The organism is Sphingobacterium sp. B29, assembly GCF_001952815.1.
GTDB lineage: Bacteria > Bacteroidota > Bacteroidia > Sphingobacteriales > Sphingobacteriaceae > Sphingobacterium > Sphingobacterium siyangense.
In genome coordinates, this window is sequence record NZ_CP019158.1 from 1,968,073 (window position 1) to 1,987,083 (window position 19,011).

Consider the following 19,011-nt stretch of genomic DNA (forward strand, 5'->3'; position numbering starts at 1 on the left):
AATATTATCTTTATTTCAATAAGCGTATGTTTTTCGCATCGAACTCCCTTTTTCTGTAACGAAGCATTCATTTTATACAATAAAGAACGTGTTTATTAGCTAAAAAGGTGTGTTTCTGCGTATTTGGCAGGACACAAAAGGGTGGTTTATCGATCTGATGGTACTGTTTAAAAGAATTAATGGCTAAATTTAGTATACAGAAATTTTTTTAATAGGAGATTTTTGGAAAGCATTAGCCTCGCCTGCATTTATCTATCGATCAGTTCAAGGTTAATCGTTGAAATTAACAGTACATTATGGAAAGTAACCAACAGGTCAAGTATGCTAAAGATACGGAGATGCACGTATATTATCCAGATTTCATCTGGGTGTGGATCGCTTCGTTTCTTTTTGGCGGCATCTGTTGGTATATCGGTGCGGTAACAGCGCTGTCAGGTTGGTTTGATAGCAGACCACTGATTGTAAGTTATCTATTTAATGTAATTATCGCGGCATTGACACTCTTTTATATAAGATGGGGGATCAAGCTGTTGGACAAAAAGAAAAGCTGGCTGCTGCACATGGGCGATCGGCTGGGCACACAGTTCTTTTTCTGTGTACTGCTGCCAACCGTAGCCCTATTTGGTATCCTCAAGCCTGTTGCAGCACCTAAAAGTGAATGGATATGGCTGCCTTTATTGGTGATTTTTGTCTGTATACTGCTTTTTAATATGCTCTATATCACCTTTTTTTATTGGAGTATTTATCGGAAAAGGGAACGGTACCTGATCCGCTTGGAACGTACTTTACAAAGGCAGAATAGCATAGCTGTCAATGCGGATGCGCAAATTGAAGCACAAACTTTTGATTTGTATGATACTATAGATCCGGCATCGGCTGATGAGACCATCAAGGAAACAGATGCTGTGGAGGAAATCGATCTGACGCTGCTCAAATCGATAAATCCGGCACTGGAGGAGTTTGTGATCAACAACAAATACCTCACAAAAAAGATTATGTACACGGAGCTGGGGATATTTCTATTTGAGAAGACCAATAATACGCCTATCGTTAAGCTATACCTAAAAGAAGATATGGAAGATAGCAAAGGCTGTGAACAGCGTAGCCTGAACGAAATTGTGCGCGATACCCAGGGCTTTGTGCAGAAAATTGACCGGCATCACGCGATTCCATTGGACATGATCAAGGCCTGCTATCAAATAAAGGGCGGGCGGCTTCGGATCATTTTGCATGTACCGTTTGGTGCTATCGACAGTTTTGTGGTTTCGTCGACCATTTCCCGCAGGATAAAAGACTGGGTCATGCTGCAGGTACCTATTGAAAAAGAGAATACAATAAATAATAACCTTTAACAGATCGATTATGGAAAGCATGAAAAGCAATACTTGGAAATGCCGGGCCACTGGAAAGGTGGCATTTCGTCCCGGATAGAGGCACAGTATGCGATGTTCTGTTTTAAATTACGTTCGCGTGTCAAAAATGTCACCAATGGTAAACGCATCAAACACCGGATGGGAAAACCGGCTTGCCGCAGAGCCTACTATTGCAGGCTCTGTAAAGGATACCATATCACCAAATGGAAAAGGGATGATTTTGAGCGTTATAAAAAAACGGTCATGACCTGGCATGTTTCGTCAAGCATAAGCGATTATTATTTGACAATCCTATAATTTACCCCAACCGTAATTCCCAAAGCCTGCACGCGATCATAATTTCGCTCCGATTGGAAAGGGATGAGGGAGTACATTTTGTAATTAGGCGACAGCAAGACAGCAAACTGTTGGGATAATGGAACCTTTGCGCCTAGTCCAATATGGAAACCTATGCCATGCTGCTTGTCTACATAACTATTTGCGTTCTGCTGGAAGTGTAACATCGGTCCCGCATTTGCGTAGAGATATTTCAAAAATTTTACCCTGGCATCTAAAGGGAATTCCCAAATAGAAAGTTCCGAGGAATATTGCATCCGCTCCACCGATGGATCGACTATTGCCGATGTTGTCGTGATGTTCTGATGGGAATAGCCCACACCTGCACCAAAAGACCATGTTTCATTATAGTGATAGCCTACGCGGAGCAATCCAGCGATATAATTCTTACTGTCGTCGCTACCGGCTCCCATAAGGCTTTTCCGAGGTCCAATAGTACTCTCAGCTAGGGGAGTAATAGAAAGTTCGATGTCATAACTGCCACTATTGTTTTGCTGCGCATAGAGGCCGGTTGCTGATAAAGTTAAAACGGAAAGAAATATCCTGGAAAGTAATTTGTTAAGCATATTGAATGTATGATGATAGATTTTATAATTGTTTTCTCTTTTTAATTGGCGCTAATTCTCACTAGAAATCTAACTGATAACGTGTAAAGCTTCCTTTTTCTGAATTAACAGTGGCGGCCTTGTCGAATTGTAAGGGGTTCGGTCCATTATAGCCTTGCCATTTTAATACAGATTCCATATCGGCAGGAATCGTTATCCTAACGATGGTATCCAAATCATGAGGGACAGGAGCGATAGAAAAACCAGTATTGGATTTCTCTGGACCATAGCTAACCGAAAGCATCTTCAAATCGAGCTTCTTGACATTTTTGAGATGCAACTCCATTTCACCCCTTTTAAAAAGCATTATTCGTTCATCGGTTGGCGTATCATATTTGAGCTCGTCCAAGTCATAATAAGCTACGCTTTGATAGGAATCTGGATGGTATGCATTAAGATAATAACCATTCTTTTTGACGCCAACTATAAAAAAGCCTTCTCGGGATAGGTATTTGCTGGCATCAAATCGAAAACTATATTTGCCTTTGGTATCTGTCTTTGTTTTCCCCAAACTTATAGATGGTTTAAGGAACGAACTGTAATATTGGAAAGAAATCCCTATTTCTACATCAGATAATAATTTGTTCGCAGGAGTATCCACAACAACTCCCGATAGTACAATACAATTCTGCGCACAGGTTGTGCCATCGCGCTCATCTTTTTCGCACCCAAATAGAAAGAATGGTAGGATAAAGAGCAACCATTGCCCTTTATTTACTTTTTGAAATATGTTCAGCATAATAATATAGAATAGGTCAGTAAGACGTATTAAAGGAAAATCAATAAAACTGCGCATTTCGTTAAAATAGGTCTTTTCATAATTTATTTTGATACTATACTATTGCAAACGGAAATAATATGCGTTATGCTACAAACTTAATAAATATAAGTTAATAGTTCGCTCCAGACGCTAAAAGCTGCAATTTGGTTACAGGATGATTGGGCATTTGCGAGAATAATGGCTCCCAATTGACCAATACATAATAAGCTAGTGGAAAATTTATTGGAGTAGTGTAAAAGTTTCCTGCTTGTGTCACCTAGAAATCGAAAAATAAAATGATTGTTGGCCAACTAAGGTATTATTCTTTGATTTTTAATAAATTAGTAGGATGAGATATTTAATAGTCCTATTGTTAGGCTGGTTTACTTGTTATTCGGTCGCTGCACAAAACCAAGCGAAGGGAAATAGTGCCGGTAAAGATGAAAAGACCTATATATTGGTCGCCAATAAGATCAATACTGATTTTAATTATAAGTTGCTGGATGATTTTGAGCAGTCTTTTTCAGCTTTAATCAAGGAAAACAACAGCCGCGAATTAGTATTCAATCCCGTAAATGGCAAGTACCATTATTACAAGTTTATCGCCACCTATAAAGCAAGGGGGATCTCACCAGATAGTGATCCGGCCAAGCCGGAGCAAACCTTCCACAATATCTTGATCATCAAAACCGACGACCAGCAAAAGATCGTAGATGGCTATCATTTTGTGCTCGAATGGAATGAGAAGCCGCTATCTTATCCCTTATTTCGGATGAAAGCTGCCGATTTGCCCCTGAAAGAAGGCCTATCATTGAAGCAGCTGAACCTCAAAAGAGTGACCGATAATACGGATTTTGATAGCGATGGTAAGATCAAACTGTCGAGCTGGTAACGTTTAAAAAAGTTAAGAATAGCTTAGAACAATCGTATGGAACTGGATAGCCTTTACATAAGTATTAAAATAGAAAAATCGAGATTAAACGAGTATTTTTCTTCTAAACCGATTTCCCCGAACAAAGATGATAATTGGTCGCAGTGGTGGGAGAGTCGGCAGATGTACAGCAAAACAACGTTGGAAATTATTCCAAGTTATTCACAGGCGCGCATTCGTGAAGTCTTCGATAATCTGCTCAAGGATCAATTTTATGGTGCGAAGGAGTATTACGATGAGGAAAAGCAACACTGGACATTCGCCGTACTGAACTTCAGTGAAAACTATCTTGAAATATTGCCGATGCTGGCTCTTTTAAAACAATTGGAAGGCTTTGTTTTGGAGGGTTATGCCCTGATTTTTGACTGGATGTGGGGTGGTGATACGGTGATGGCTTATGTTGACTTTACCGCGGGAAGTGTCTTGCTCGAAACCGTTACTGAATCTTATGCGGTCGAACTTAAACGATTTGAAGAAGCTAATCAAGGCTTACAAACGCTGGCTGAAGAGCTGGGGGCTGGCTAACAGCTAGCAGTGGCTGCATTCATGTGCAAATTATAACCAACTATCACCTTATTTTAACCTCTTTTAGTTAAGCATTGTAATCCTAAATTGGCTATAGTATATTTAGTGTCATATTGACATTTATTTAAATCTAAATAGTTATGAAGCCAGTTCAGTTCAAAGTTCCTGCTCCTCAGGATAAATCGATCTATATTCAAGAAGACGTGCTGGATAAATTCTATCCGTATATGCATCGTCATGAGGAATATCAATTAATCTGGATCAAAGAAGGTATCGGCCAGCTCCTCCTTGACGATAATGTACATGAGTTTCAACCCGGCGACATTTTTCTTTTGGGGACAAACCAGGCCCATGTGTTTAAAAGTTTCATCGCAGGAGTATCTGTGCGGTCTGTCTCACTATTTTTTAGCCCGAAAGGAGCACTGTCTACCATGGCCACCATGCCCGAACTTCGCAATCTGCTTGATTTTGTGCATAAATGCCAGCGGGGATTTAAGGTTCCGCCGAAACATCAGGGACAGGTATGCTATTATATTGAAATCCTGCAAAAGTCCGACTTTCTGGATCAGCTCGTCAATTTCTTTTATCTGTTAAAATCACTCAGCAAAGTATTCGCCGAATTGGAGCCGCTTTCTGGTGTTCAACTGGCCAAAAGGGAAATCTCCAAACCTTTCAGAATCGAAAAATTATGTAAATTTTTGGAAGAGCACTTTAAAGAGGATATCAGTTTGGATGAAATAGCCGAAAAGGCAAACCTTACGCCGCATGCCTTTTGCCGCTATTTTAAAAACTGTACGGGGAAAACTTTTGTCGCTTATTTAAATGAACTGCGTATCCGCGAAGCCTGTAAATTATTGGGTTTGGGTAGGCACGACTCGATCTCTTTAATCGCCTATGATGCCGGCTTTAACAGCATCACTAATTTTAATCGTGTGTTTCGAAGTATATTGGGGATATCGCCCAAAATATATGTGCGCAACTACCGAAATTATCTATACGATTAACAAACTTTTTAATCACTTTAGGCTATTTGATCCCATCTGGCAGAAGGTCGCTCAATTTCCTGCGCGATTTCGGCTCTGATTCAATTCCGTCTAACCATAACGGGGAAAATATTCCCGATAGGATTGGACGGAATTGCTGTTTTATGCACTATGCTGCAATCCTACAGCTCGCCAATAGGCCTCTTTTTCTTTTGTTAAAATGCTAGAATGAGTGGGTAAGATCTGACCGAAAACCGCTACTCCGAAGTACTAATTTTGTTACAGAAAGAAGAACTAATCAATTTTTTAACATGCTGTTACAGCCTTTTTTGCAAAAGGAATTCATTTATCCCAGGGATAGATGTGTCATTGACAGTATGCTAAACTGAACACCTGCTTAACGAAATTATGACTATGTATGAAAATCTTCCAAAAAAATGCTTAACGGGTATTTTTATGTTGCTGCTGTTGGTCTGTCAACAGCTATATGCGCAACAACAGAGAACGGTCACGGGGATCGTTAAAGACGAAAAAGGCATACCTTTGTCTGATCTGAGTATTTTAGAGAAAGGCATCCGCAATGCCACCAAAACAGATGCGGATGGAAAATTCAGCCTACCGCTTAAATCGGCAAATCCGACCTTGATTTTTAGTTACGTCGGTTATGTACGGCAGGAGAAACAGCTGCGTGCCGGCGAAAATACACTTCAGATCACCATGAAGGAAGATGGAACGGGGCTGGATGAGGTGGTCGTGATGGGCTATCAGGATGTGCAGCGGCGGAAGACGACAGGAGCTATTGCTACCGTAAAAGGGAAAGATTTTGAAAATACGCCCTATGCAACCTTCGATGCCATGCTGCAGGGACGCGTGGCTGGTCTGACGGTATTGAGTACTTCGGGCGAACCCGGTACCAATAACATTGTCAACATCCGCGGGACGAGCAACCTGGGCTTAGCAGACAACCAACTGCAGGCGCCCTTATATGTGATCGACAATATTATTTACGACGTGAGTGATATCCGGTCGGCTTATGGTAATGCAAGTCCTTTGCAGGCCATTAATCCCAACGACATCGAATCGGTTGACATCCTGAAAGACGCTTCGGCATCGGCCATTTATGGTGCCCGTGCTGCAAATGGGGTCATTATCATCAAAACCAAACGTCCGGCGCAGGGTAAACCCGAAATACGGATCTCGGCTTACAACGGAGTTTCTAGCCGTCCGGCAATGAAGCCCATCACCGTTGGTGCAGCCGAGCGCAGGCTGAAAATGAACTTGCTCTATCAGGGTGGATCGTACGACTGGTTCAATAACGGATCCATTAGCCCCATGTTAACAGATAGTTTAAATCCAGCCTTTAACAACAATACCGATTGGCAGGGGCTTTTTCTGCAGTCGGCCAACATCAACAATGTCAATGTGAGTATCGGTGCCACCATGGAGAAATTTTTATACCGTTTCTCGGCACAGCGTTACTATGAGCAGGGCGTAATGATGGGCTTTGAAAATGAAAACCTAACCCCGCGCCTGATGTTACAGGCTAACCCGACGGACAATTTCCAATTTGAAACAAATTTGTTCGCAGGTTTTACTAAAGCGAAACATGGTTCGGGTGACGATACGAAATATCCCTTTAGCACCTGGGGATTTCCTTCTTCTTTCTATCAGCTTACGGATGTAGACCAGCAGATTTATACAGGGCGCTACGATGGTTTGATGGATCGCGATAACTCCTTCAGCCTGAATGGAAACTTCGCGGGGACACTGAAAAAGTTTCTGATCAATGGCCTGACCCTGCGCTCGCAGTTTTCGTTTAATGTCAATAATAATACACGCGATCTTTTTCGCCCCAAACTGCTTACGGGCTATAGAAACTTTGCACAGAATTGGGTGAACCAAAATAAGCGCTGGGAATGGGAAACCTATTTTAACTACATCAAGAGCATTCGCAATATCCATAATTTTAGTGCCGTTTTGGGTACTGGTATTGAACGCAATACGTCCAATGAAAATTATATGTATGGCTACAACGACAATGGAAATTATGTGAAAACCGTAACCGGTATCCCTTCCGGGCCTGATCTCTATGCAACGACTTCCATCAATGAGCGCTCGCGCGTATCGGTATTCGGTCGTTTTGGCTACGATTATAAGGACAAATACCTGCTTTCTGCAAGCTACAGGATGGACGCATCGTCGCGCTACAGCAAGGATAACCGCTGGGGTATTTTCCCATCCATATCTGCAGGCTGGGTGCTTTCGGAAGAACCGTTTTTCCAGGGAGTCAAAAACGCGATATCCTTTTTCAAAATAAGGGGTAGCTATGGTATTACGGGTCGTGATCCGGGCTCGTACTATGCGCGCTACACAGGACTGACTTTTGACGCATCTTATCCAGGGGCGGTGCTGGAAAATGGCATTGCTGGTTCGGTACTCTCGTATAACGGTAAGCCGACAGTATCTCCTAATTATGCGGCGGCGGCAACATCACCGACGATCCGATGGGAGCGTTCACCGCAGTTTAATGCCGGGTTCGATATGAACCTGCTGCACGACCGGGTTACGGTAACTGCTGATTTTTATGTGCGCGACTCCAAAGAGTTGGTATACGATCTGACGATGCCCGCTACTTCGGGATACAGCACGGTCTCCAACAATTTTATCAGTGTGAGAAACAGTGGTGTGGAAATGACGATTATCTCCCGAAATATGGCCCCTGGATCTGCTTTCCAGTGGACTACAAATTTCAATATGGCTTATAATAAAAATTATGTGACCAGCCTGCCTGACGGTGGAAAGGAAATACAAGTGGGACCACCCTGGATGCAACGCGCCCTGAATGTAGGCCAGCCTATTTTTCCATTCAAAGTATGGGATGTGGATGGCGTATATGCGACCAATGCTGACGTGCCTGTCGATCCATTGACGGGAAGAAGAATAGCGCACTTTAATCGATCGGTCCTTTATCAGGCTGGCGATCCGCGCAGAAGGGATGTCAATGGGGATTATGTGATCGACTATAACGATAAAATTGATATGGGAAATCCAAATCCCGACTTCGTGGGCGGTTTTATCAACCAATTTTCTTACAAGAATTTTAGCCTATCCACACTCGTGAGCTTTGTTTTCGGACGCTCTTTGTGGAATGGTTACCTGTCGGATAAATTACAGGATGCCGGTTCATCTGCCCTTTATTCGACCTGGGGTACCAATTCGGCTATTGCAGGCGATTTTAAACCCAGCGACTTCTGGATGAAAGACGGCGATCAGACCAAATACCCTACTTTGTTTCGCAATACGGTAGACAATTGGCACATCGCTAATAGTACTTTCGTGGAAAATGCCAGTTTTGTACGCCTGAAAAATATTCAGCTGAGCTACACATTCCCGCAGGCCATGATTAAGAAACTTAAGTTGAAAATGCTCCGCATTTATGGGGTCGTGGATAATGTGGCTGTTAAGTCCTGGTCTTCTGTGCCGGACCCTGAAGCAGTGGAAGCCAATGGTTATTCAACGGGCAACGGATATCCGATCCCGAAGAAATGGACAATAGGCTTGGATGTTACCTTTTAATCATGTCAGTTCCATCGGATAACGGTGGCTTAAAATTAGTTAGAGATGAAAAGAAAAATATTGTTTTTAATGCTGAGTGCTTTCATGTATCTCGCTTCAGGCTGCTCCAAGTTTCTGGACATTGAGCCTGTCAGTTCGGCAACCGACGAGAACTTCTGGAAAACGCAGGAAGATGCCAATAGCGCAACCAACGCCATGTATGCGCTGCTGCGCAAGGCCCTAAATCAAGGCAATGGGATGGCCTACTATGCCTATGGCGATTTGCTAACGGACGAAATTACTTCTTCGACCAACGCAGACTTTAATCCGATTGTCAATATGCAGCTCAATACGGCTGTAGCGGCTTCGGAAACCTGGCGGCCCGCGTATCAGCTGCGGCGCTATGATGTCTTCTATCAGGCCATAGACCAGGCCAACCGCGTGATCCAAAAGCTCCCTAAGATGGATGAAAATGCCTTTGACAATGTATCGACCAGGGATTACTATATCGGCGAAGCTTACTTTGTGCGTGCATTTGCCTATTTCTATATGGCGAGGGTATGGGGAACAGTGCCGATTATCACAGAATCTGTGGTGCCCATCAATGCTGTAAATCTCCCGGCAAGTAAAGAGAGTGATGTGCTGGATCAGAGCCAGGCCGATTTAACTAAAGCTTTGACTTTACTGAAATGGAGCAATATTGACCAAGATGATTTTGCCCTGCGTGCAAATACCGGAGCAGCGCTTGCCCTGCAGGCGCACCTGAGTGCATGGCGCGGCGAATATGCGGACTGCATCGAGGCGGCTAAATCGGTATTGGAAAGCGGCGAATATTCTTTTGTGGGAAGGGACAGTCTGAATTACCGCAGTATTTATCAGGGAAAATCCAATGAAGGTATTTTTGAGATTTCCCAAAATGGGGAAAACGAAGGTACAAACTCGGGGATAGGGTACTTCTCGCTAGCCGGGCCTTATTTTCGGACTTTAACAGATCCGATTCTAAGAATCAGTCAGGATTATATTAAAACGCTCTTTAAAGACAGTAACGACAAACGATTTAAAAGTGTGTTTGATATAGTTTATAACGGTAACTATGCGCTGTGTACGAAATATGCGAATGTTAAGTTTTCGAGTAATGCGTCAAATGCCAATGCGATATTTAAAAATAACATCATCATCTTTCGCTATTCTGATATTAAGCTGCTTATGGCAGAGGGATTGGCCGCAACAGGTAAAAATAGCTCCGCAGAAACCATCTTAAATGAAATCCGCACGCAAGCTGGACTGCCTGCCTACACAAATGAGGAACCGCTCATCGAGGCCATCTTTAGCGAAAGAGCGCGCGAGCTTTTTCTGGAAGGCCATCGCTATTACGATCTCGTGCGGTTGTATAAACACTTCAATGTCTATAAATTTCCGGAAGGCAAAATGAACCAGTCGCAATTTAATGCGAAGAAATACCTTTGGCCATTTGACCCATCGTTGTTGTCAACCAATCCGCTGCTGAATCAGACACCATACTGGGGAACCGTCAATATGTAAACCACTAAACCTGAAAAAAATGAAAACCTTATATCGATTTGCGTTGCTGCTGGCTTTTGGACTGACCGTGATCGGTTGCAAGAAAGCAGCTTATCTGACGGATGACGGCCTCCATACAGCCGAAGTCAATCTGTCTACTTACGATTACCTGGCGGCTCATCCCAATGGGATGTTTGATACCCTGCTGCTGGTGATTGACCATTTTAAACTCAAAGACGAAATCAACAAGGCGAAAACCTTTTGGGCGCCTTCGGATTATTCGGTCAACCGTTATTATAAGCAGAAGGCAGACTCGGTGAAGTATGTGGACGAAAATGCACAGTATTCTTTTGATCAGTTTCTCAACGAAATTCCTGTGGATTCGGTCAGGGCATACATCTACAACGATGCCCCTTACAATTTGGAAACGGCCAGTACAGCGTATACGACGATCAGCAATGCGTCCAATGTGGGTGGATTTTTCTATCATAGGCAAAAGCAGCCCAAAGCGGCCTGGTCTTCGCAGCCCGTTTATTATTTATACTACGTCAAAGTGCGTGGCGAGGCGGATCAGATCAGCCCTGACGGTATTGTTACGGTCAAAGAAGATGATCAGGCCGACATGCGTATATATTGTCAGACAACCGGGATTAAAACGGCTTCAGGAACCATGCTAAATGTATTGGCCAATACACATACGTTTATAGGCGATTTTGTGCCACGCTTCCTGACGGGGCCTAAAATCGTGGAAACCGGTTCTACGCTGACCTTTACATACGACCTGAGTATTAAATATGATGCAGCCGGTTATACAGGTACCACAGTGGACCTGCTGTTGCCACGTTTAGCGCGCTTTTATGGCGTGGAGAGCGGCGCAATATCCGCGCTGGTGGGTAAGGATATTACGTATTATGCTGTACAGCCCGATGGCAGCTTAAATGCAAACAGCACTGCCAACGCCCCCGGGCACTGGTTCGATACGAAAGGGCAAACCTGTTCATGGGGCACCGATGCACGCATTGTGTCTGAGCTGGCAACCTCAACGATGACCTTCAATATTCTGCAATATCCAGGGCAAACAACGGTGGGTAGTACCTATACGGTCCGCCAATCCCTCGTATACAAGTCGAAAACAAAGGGTGATTTGAATGCTGTTTTTGTATTCAACATTAAGATCAAATAAATTTTGAAACTAGCTGGATTGATTCCGCGGCAGTGCCGGATCAACCGGATAGCTTCATCACAAATGAAAAAATAAAACAGATGAAAAAACGAAGTTTTATAATCGGCTTAGCAGGTTTATCCCTATTGCTATTGGATTCCTGCAAGAGTGACCAAATAGGTTATTTAAGTGAAAATATACGCTATAATGTGGAGAATCTGCAAGTCAATCAGGGGACGGTGGTGTACACGGATGCCATTGTTGCCAATGGAAGCACAACCCCGCTGACCGTCAATCTGGTTGCGGTACGGAACAAGGAAACCGGCGAGCTCTCAACAGAATTTTCAAAAGAACATGAGATATCCACCTACCTTGCTGAAGTCACCTGGCGGGATACCACCCTGGATCTGTTGAAAGCGAAGATTGGCAAGGCCAAATATCCGCCGATGATGCTCAATGCGACCGGTGGTCGCGTGGGTTTTACACAGGCGACGCAATTTGTGACGCCGGGGCAGTACACGATCGATGTGGAGGTGAGCAATATCGCCGGACAGAAAAAATTTAAGAATATACTGGACTTTAATGTTATCGGTGCCAAGAAGGAAGATATTTTATTTAAGTCGTGCACGAGTTCGGACTACGGTGCCGAATCTAATTTTTTGCCGTATACAGATTACGAGATCAGTGTAGAACATCAGGCTGAAGGGGAAAACAAAATTGTATATCAGTGGGAAGATAAAAACGGCAAGCCCTTCAATCCTAAAAAAGGCGAGATCATCAAGCGTGGCGACCGGCCGACATTCAAAAATTGGTCGCCTTACTATCCGGAGGAAGTTACCGATACGGGCTTGGTGTATCGCTATCCAGATGTTTCGGGGCTGGTGTATCCTATCATGAACGGTACGTATGTAGGCACAGAATTTTGGTCGGGGGATCCCATTTCTTATTACCGCATTGTGGGGACAGCGACTACGCTGGGGCGTAATCTCAATCCGGTATCGACCATCAAATTCTACAGAAGTGGTACCTACATCGTTCGCTTCCGTTTTTTGACCATCACACATAGTTGATCTCTACCTATTAAAAGCGCAAATGATGAAAAGTATAGTATTGCATAAAGTCCTGCTGATACTGGTTTCAGCACTTGTATTCCTTTCGCAGGGATGCAGCAAAAAAGTTGAACTTCCGGTCGAGGAAGAGGTCATCACGCCGCCCGTTACAGTGGGGACAGATTCTTTGAAGATTTATAAGCCAAAGGAATTTGAAGGGATGGATTATAACGATAAAGGGAGTAAATGGTCCTATTCGCGCAGCCGTCAGTCGGAGCATTTTATCGTGTTCTGGGGTGCAAGTTATGGGAAGAATGATCCCAATGCTGACACCGTCCCTGAAGAATACCGTGTCGATATTGATGATCTTTTGGCCAAGGCCGAACAGTTCTATGCATTGAACGTTGGCACGCTGAAGTTTGCAGAACGTAAAGTAAACCGATCCAATCTGGATAAATACAAAATGATGATTTTTGTTCATTATACGACAGAATGGATGGCGTATGGTGGCGGTTACGACGATCTAATCGGCGCATTGTGGATCAATCCGGCGACCTGTAAGCCAGTAGGTGCTGTAATTGCCCACGAGATCGGGCATAGTTTTCAATATCAGGTATTTGCCGATCTGAAAGGCGGACATGGATTTCGCTACGGTTTTGGCGGAACGAGCGGCAATGGGTTTTGGGAGCAGACAGCGCAATGGCAGGCCTACCAAACCTACCCAGATCAAGCGTTCTCAGGGCATGATTTTACAGTCTATACCGAAAATTACTTTCGCCATATTCATCACGAGAAATATCGTTATGCCAGCTATTTCATCCATTGGTATTGGACCAGCAAACATGGGATCGATATGATTGGCCGCATCTGGCGCGAAGCGTTAAAACCCGAAGATCCGGTGCAGGCCTATATGCGTATAACGGGTATCGATGTGAAACAATTCAACAATGAGATCTATGATGCGGCGACCCGCTTTGTGACCTGGGACCTGAACAGCATCAGGGATTATGGAAAGAATTATATCGGTAAGCTGACAACCAAATTTACGCGGCAATCCAACGGTAGTCTTCGCGTTGCCTATGATCGTTGTCCGGGTACTACGGGTTATAATGTGATTCCGCTCGAAGTTCCGGCTGCGGGAACCCAGGTTTCGGTAGCTTTTAAGGGACTACCAAATGCCGCCGGATTCAACGCGGTGGATGCCAGTCGTGCCGGATGGCGCTATGGCTATGTGGCCTTATTGAAAGATGGCACGCGGGTATATGGTGACAGGGCGGAGGGCACGGAGAATACGGTAGCGTTTACTGTTCCGGCCAATTGTAGCAACCTCTGGTTTGTTGTCACAGGTGCCCCATCTGTTTACCAACCACATGCCTGGGATGATGACGACAGCAATGATGAGCAGTGGCCTTACGAAATTAAAATTCAGGGTACAACGGCTACAGGATACAATGAGGTGAGCAGTCAGCCCAAAGATATCGCATTGAATTATGACCTGAGCTTCCCGGCAGATGCCACGGGGTATTCGGGTGCGCAGGTAAGCGTCAATGCCGCTCAGCTAGGGGAGGCTTTGGCCATATCTTCGGCAGACCTTGCGGGTTTGATGAGCAGCGGGAAAATTAAGTTCTATGCCGTGGAGCCGAATGGAAGTTTAAATCCCAACAATACGGCCACAGGTTACGGGCATTGGTTTACGCCTGCTGGGGCTGTCACCAACTGGGGTGCCAATGCGGGCTTGTTTTCGGAATTTAACGCGAGTACGATAACGTTCTCCATCGGACAATATCCGGGCGCTTTGGCCACTGGAAAGAAATACACTATCAAGCAGGCACTGCTGTATACGTACGAAGGAACGAAAACCGTGCAGGCGACGTTCACATTTAATGTGAATATCAAATAAGAGTATGTTAAAACTACAAGATGAGGTGATGGTTCATATGTTTATGTTTAGTTTAAGCCACGTCGGGAGACGTGGCTTTTTTGGTTTTTGTATTGTTGCTATTGTATCGATGCCTCTGGGCTCTGCGCTTAGTTGTGGTCATTCATCCCGAAAATCATACCGTTCGAATAAATTATTTAGGCAACCGCTGTTAGGCCTATACATTCGTATCAAATTAAAGAATACGAATAATGATCCGAAAATTAATCTATCTACAGTTGGCCACAATGCTGTTTGCTTGCCGTACCGCTTATGGGGAGACAGGCCGTTCGTTGCAGGATACCACCACCATTAAACCGATACGCTTGAATGAGGTACACGTGTCTGGACGTTTAAATCCCCTTAAAATTGCTCCCGGCAGGCTGACTTATCAGGTAGCTAAAGGCAGCGCCAGTTCTTCGGGTAGCGCCCTGGAGCTGCTGCGCAAAATGCCTGGTGTGAGCATTTTAGCAAATGGTAAGATCAGTTTAAACGGACAAGCGGGCATTCAACTGCTGGTCGACGGCAAAACAAATTTTATGGATGGCGAAAATCTGATCAATTTTTTGGCCTCCATGCCAGCCGCATCGCTCGATGTTGTCGAACTTATTACGCAGCCAGATGCTACAATGGATGCCAATGGTGATGCCCGCTTTATCAATCTGAAACGGATCAACAGAACGGCCCCTGGCCTCAGTGTTTCTTTATCGACCAATGCCGAACAAGGGAAGTACAGCAGAACCTTCCAAAATATCGCCGTGGCCGCCAATACCGCTAAGTTAGCGATGTCGCATACCTATTCTTATGGAGAAGGGACGGAATTAATTGATGTTAATTCGACCAGGTATATCAGCAAGGAGGGGGATAGGAGGGGCAATGCATTGCGATTGGATATGGACGCCGTTAGAAAGCGAAATTATCGCAATCATTATTACAACGGCACGCTCGATTATGCGCCAAATGATCACGTGAAAATGGGAACTTATGTATTAATCAACAATCATGAGCGGACCAAACAGGAAGCTGTTCGTTCTAATTTCTTTAACAGCTCTTCACAGGTGGACTCCAGCATAGTAACAGGAAATGTGTTGGGACATACCTTTAGGAACTTTAGTACCGGAGCTCATTTGACGGTTCAGTTTGGCGCTGGCTCCAAATGGGAAAATTATCTTGATCGGCAACAGTTTAACCAATCCGAAACTCAAGATCAACTGCTGGACAAATTTGGTGCTGATGGTTCAGTAACGGCCTTGCAGCAAAAACTCCGCGGTGAGACGGGAGGAAAGGTTACTATTACGACCGTGCAATCGAAATATATGCTCGACATCCGTCCAAATATGACGGCCTCTTTTGGTGGAAAATTGACGCAGGTTAATATGCGCACCAATTCATTTTATCAGCAAACTCATGACAACCGCTGGCAGGAGCGCGCCGACCTGACCAATATATTCGGTCATGAGGAGCAGCTGAAAGCGCTATTTATGCAGACGCGGTTTAGCCCTTCAAACCTCTTCCAAATCGATGTGGGACTACGATTTGAGGATGCTGCATTTAAGAGCAGGACCGTCCATGATAAGGATACAGATTTTACCATGCTGAGATCCTATAAAAATTTGTTTCCGAACCTGACCGCTACCTATGCAATGGATGCGGAACAAAAGCTTTCGCTCAATTACCACAGGCGGGTCAATCGTCCCAATTTCAAAGACCTGAGCCCTTTTGTGGAGGTCAACGACCCCTATTTGTACGAGAAGGGAAACTCAGCATTAAAGCCCGAGTTTGTCCATACGATGGAACTGACCTGGTTGTTCAAAAACAGCTATTCGTTGCAGCTGCGCTATAACCTGCGGCAAAATGCGATCAGCAAGAGCTACAACCTGGACGAGCAAAGGCGGACTGTCGTTATGCCGATGAATCTGGAACATGCATCCAATGTGGGGTTGCGGTTTAATGCAGCGAGTATTTCCCCCCTGAAAAAGTGGAACATACAGCTGAACGGGAACCTAAACTATACCTCTTTTGAATGGCGGACGGCAACTGATGTGCATCGCAACAGGCGGCTGGTTCCTTCTTTGCAGGTACAAAATACGGTAAGTCTGCCTTTTAAACTCAGTCTCGAGCTCAATGGCTTCTGGAATGGGTCTACTGCCGAGGGGCAAGCTACCATGGCTTCCCTCTGGTCTATGAATACTGCCGTACGCAAAACCATCTTGCAAGATAAATTAACTTTGTATATTTATGCCAATGACCTTTTCAGGACCAACAGGCCTAAAATAATTTTTAGTAGTGATGCTATGGAAGGGAAGTACAGGGAGTTGTACGACAGTAGAGTTATTGGGATCAACCTTTCCTACCGATTACATCGCGGAATGAAAGATAACCTAAAAAGCGATCGTGCCAATGACCAATTGGAAGAAAATAGCCGGATTAATTACTGATATCATGAGAGCGAACATAGCAAAATTAAGCGGAAACCCCATACACTATCTAGGTCCGGCACTCTGGGGAATCGCTTCTTTCAACATTCTTCGTGTCGTGACAGATATAACCAAGAAAGATGAATTTTGGTCTGGCGGAATTAGGATCCATTCGGTTGGACTGCTTATCTCGGTGGTTTTTTGTTACGTCATAACACTGCTTTGGCGGCGGAGACTGGCGGGGATCTTTGCTGCAAAGCCCACCGTCAAACCAAATGTCGCAGTAGAGTATATCGTTGCTGTTGTACAAATCATGGGGATATTGAATCCAACGGTCTTCGTGTCCGAACGCCTGGGCTGGATCTATATGGGGGATGGTTATATTGATTACATCTTGGTTAATGCGATTTATGTTCCCTTGTTTCTGCTTTACTACATGTTTTTGCGGAACGAGCGCAGCGACAGGAATATGGCCGACAATCGCATCTATGTGGAGCAGATCAAAGCGGACAAGCTAAATACCGAATTGCAGTTATTGAAAAGTCAGTACCACCCACATTTTCTCTTTAATGCGCTTAATACGGTCTATTTTCAAATTGATGAATCCAATACATTGGCAAAAAAAAGTGTCGAACAGCTTTCGGAACTGTTACGTTATCAGATTTATACGGTGGATGAAAAGGTATCGATGGAGCAGGAACTTGCATATTTAAAATCTTATATAGCGTTTCAGCAGCAGCGGTTGACAGCAAGATTGACCGTGCGCACGGACATTGACGGGGATTGGGCAGACATCAGCATCTTTCCTTTGCTTTTTCAGCCTTTAATAGAAAATGCTTTTAAATATGTGCGCGGGCAGTACGAGATCGTAATCTGTCTCAAGCGTCGGCCTACCAACATATGCTTCAGCATTTCCAATAGCCTATCCGTGGCCGCGGCAGTTGAGGCGGCAATTCCCCAGGCTGAGGTAGCAGAGTCGGGGGCTGGACTTACCAATCTGAAAAAGAGATTGGCATTGCGCTATCCGCAGCGGCATACCTTGAATACGCATGCCGATACAACGCATTTTTTTGCTGAGTTAATACTAGATTTATAACTGTTTATGAGAGAGATCAGATGTGCTATAGTGGACGATGAACCTTTTGCGCGCAAAGGAATCGCATCCTACATCGAGAAAATAGATTTTTTGAAGCTTGTTGCTGAATGCGAAGATGCGATCGAGTTGAGTCAATATCTGCGTTTGCATCCCCTTGACCTTATCTTTCTTGATATTGAGATGCCCGAGATATCAGGCTTGGACTATATAGCGAGCCTGAGCAATCCGCCCAAGATAATCGTCGTCTCGGCGTATGAAAAATATGCATTGCGGGGGTATGAGCTGGACGTTGTCGATTATCTGTTAAAACCGGTGCCCTTCGAACGCTTCTTTAAGGCGGCCAATCGGGCATTTGATGTGCTCAGCAGCGCTGCTCCATCTGCAGGTCTGTTGGCAACTTCTTCAGATGCGCATATTTTTCTGAAGGTGGACAAACAATTAAAGAAGATTTTTTTGCACGATATCCTATTCGTGCAGAGTATGGGAAACTATGTGATCGTACAGACGATAGATTCGCAGGAAGTGACGTATTGCAGCCTACAACAGATGATGAGTACGCTGCCAGTCCACCAGTTTATCCCCTGCCATCGATCCTATCTTGTCAATAGGAATAGGATAGCAATCATAGAAGGGAATCAGTTACATGTGGGGGAATACAAAATTCCGATCGCCCGAAATTTAAGGGAGGACGTGATGACATCGATCTTAAATCGCAGTTGAGTATGTACTGCAGTTTGATGATTATATAGGGATTTATAGACTTGTTGAAACAGATGAGCT

At 44.3% G+C, this 19,011-nt stretch carries 15 protein-coding genes; 13 read left to right on the plus strand and 2 right to left on the minus strand.

The features are described from left to right. Window positions 1-296 precede the first annotated feature (296 nt). Window positions 297-1,352, plus strand: coding sequence for a hypothetical protein (locus tag BV902_RS08240; protein ID WP_075991526.1), 1,056 nt, complete (start codon window positions 297-299; stop codon window positions 1,350-1,352). A gap of 39 nt (window positions 1,353-1,391) precedes the next feature. Further along, complete coding sequence (locus BV902_RS08245) at window positions 1,392-1,670, plus strand: hypothetical protein (protein ID WP_075991527.1); 279 nt, start codon at window positions 1,392-1,394, stop codon at window positions 1,668-1,670. Here BV902_RS08245 and BV902_RS08250 read toward each other — a convergent pair. Together BV902_RS08250 and BV902_RS08255 are read right to left on the minus strand one after the other, a co-directional pair. Then, window positions 1,652-2,275 carry an outer membrane beta-barrel protein gene (locus BV902_RS08250; protein ID WP_075991528.1) on the minus strand — a complete coding sequence of 208 codons (624 nt, stop codon included), beginning with the start codon at window positions 2,273-2,275 and terminating at the stop codon, window positions 1,652-1,654. The genes BV902_RS08245 and BV902_RS08250 overlap by 19 nt on opposite strands. Before the next feature lie 61 nt (window positions 2,276-2,336). Continuing rightward, a complete protein-coding gene (locus BV902_RS08255) occupies window positions 2,337-3,053 on the minus strand; it encodes a hypothetical protein (protein WP_157625958.1) in 717 nt (238 codons plus the stop codon). Window positions 3,054-3,423: 370 nt separating this feature from the next. On the opposite strand from BV902_RS08255, the gene BV902_RS08260 reads away from it, so the two are divergent. The 11 genes from BV902_RS08260 to BV902_RS08310 all read left to right on the plus strand — a co-directional run bounded on the left by BV902_RS08260 (window position 3,424) and on the right by BV902_RS08310 (window position 18,951). Next, on the plus strand, window positions 3,424-3,966 hold the full coding sequence (locus BV902_RS08260) for a hypothetical protein (protein WP_075991530.1): 543 nt from the start codon (window positions 3,424-3,426) through the stop codon (window positions 3,964-3,966). A 36-nt stretch (window positions 3,967-4,002) separates the two neighbouring features. Then, on the plus strand, window positions 4,003-4,530 hold the full coding sequence (locus tag BV902_RS08265; protein WP_075991531.1) for a hypothetical protein: 528 nt from the start codon (window positions 4,003-4,005) through the stop codon (window positions 4,528-4,530). Between the two features lie 140 nt (window positions 4,531-4,670). Then, on the plus strand, window positions 4,671-5,534 hold the full coding sequence (locus BV902_RS08270) for an AraC family transcriptional regulator (protein ID WP_075991532.1): 864 nt from the start codon (window positions 4,671-4,673) through the stop codon (window positions 5,532-5,534). 393 nt (window positions 5,535-5,927) lie between these two features. After that, entirely contained in the window at window positions 5,928-9,089 is a 3,162-nt protein-coding gene (locus tag BV902_RS08275) for a SusC/RagA family TonB-linked outer membrane protein (RefSeq protein ID WP_075991533.1), read from the plus strand. 45 nt (window positions 9,090-9,134) lie between these two features. After that, the gene (locus tag BV902_RS08280; RefSeq protein WP_083663519.1) at window positions 9,135-10,610 is read left to right on the plus strand and encodes a RagB/SusD family nutrient uptake outer membrane protein; all 1,476 of its coding nucleotides are present in this window, start codon (window positions 9,135-9,137) and stop codon (window positions 10,608-10,610) included. A 19-nt stretch (window positions 10,611-10,629) separates the two neighbouring features. Further along, window positions 10,630-11,772, plus strand: coding sequence for a DUF4859 domain-containing protein (locus BV902_RS08285; RefSeq protein WP_075991535.1), 1,143 nt, complete (start codon window positions 10,630-10,632; stop codon window positions 11,770-11,772). Between the two features lie 80 nt (window positions 11,773-11,852). After that, window positions 11,853-12,821 carry a hypothetical protein gene (locus BV902_RS08290; protein WP_157625960.1) on the plus strand — a complete coding sequence of 323 codons (969 nt, stop codon included), beginning with the start codon at window positions 11,853-11,855 and terminating at the stop codon, window positions 12,819-12,821. Window positions 12,822-12,843: 22 nt separating this feature from the next. After that, window positions 12,844-14,700, plus strand: coding sequence for a DUF4859 domain-containing protein (locus BV902_RS08295; RefSeq protein WP_216640449.1), 1,857 nt, complete (start codon window positions 12,844-12,846; stop codon window positions 14,698-14,700). Between the two features lie 230 nt (window positions 14,701-14,930). Then, window positions 14,931-17,156: an outer membrane beta-barrel family protein gene (locus tag BV902_RS08300; RefSeq protein ID WP_075991538.1), complete on the plus strand. Its 2,226-nt coding sequence runs from the start codon at window positions 14,931-14,933 to the stop codon at window positions 17,154-17,156. 4 nt (window positions 17,157-17,160) lie between these two features. Then, complete coding sequence (locus BV902_RS08305) at window positions 17,161-18,231, plus strand: sensor histidine kinase (protein ID WP_172840657.1); 1,071 nt, start codon at window positions 17,161-17,163, stop codon at window positions 18,229-18,231. A 6-nt stretch (window positions 18,232-18,237) separates the two neighbouring features. Then, the gene (locus tag BV902_RS08310) at window positions 18,238-18,951 is read left to right on the plus strand and encodes a LytR/AlgR family response regulator transcription factor (protein WP_075991540.1); all 714 of its coding nucleotides are present in this window, start codon (window positions 18,238-18,240) and stop codon (window positions 18,949-18,951) included. The last annotated feature ends 60 nt before the right edge of the window (window positions 18,952-19,011 follow it).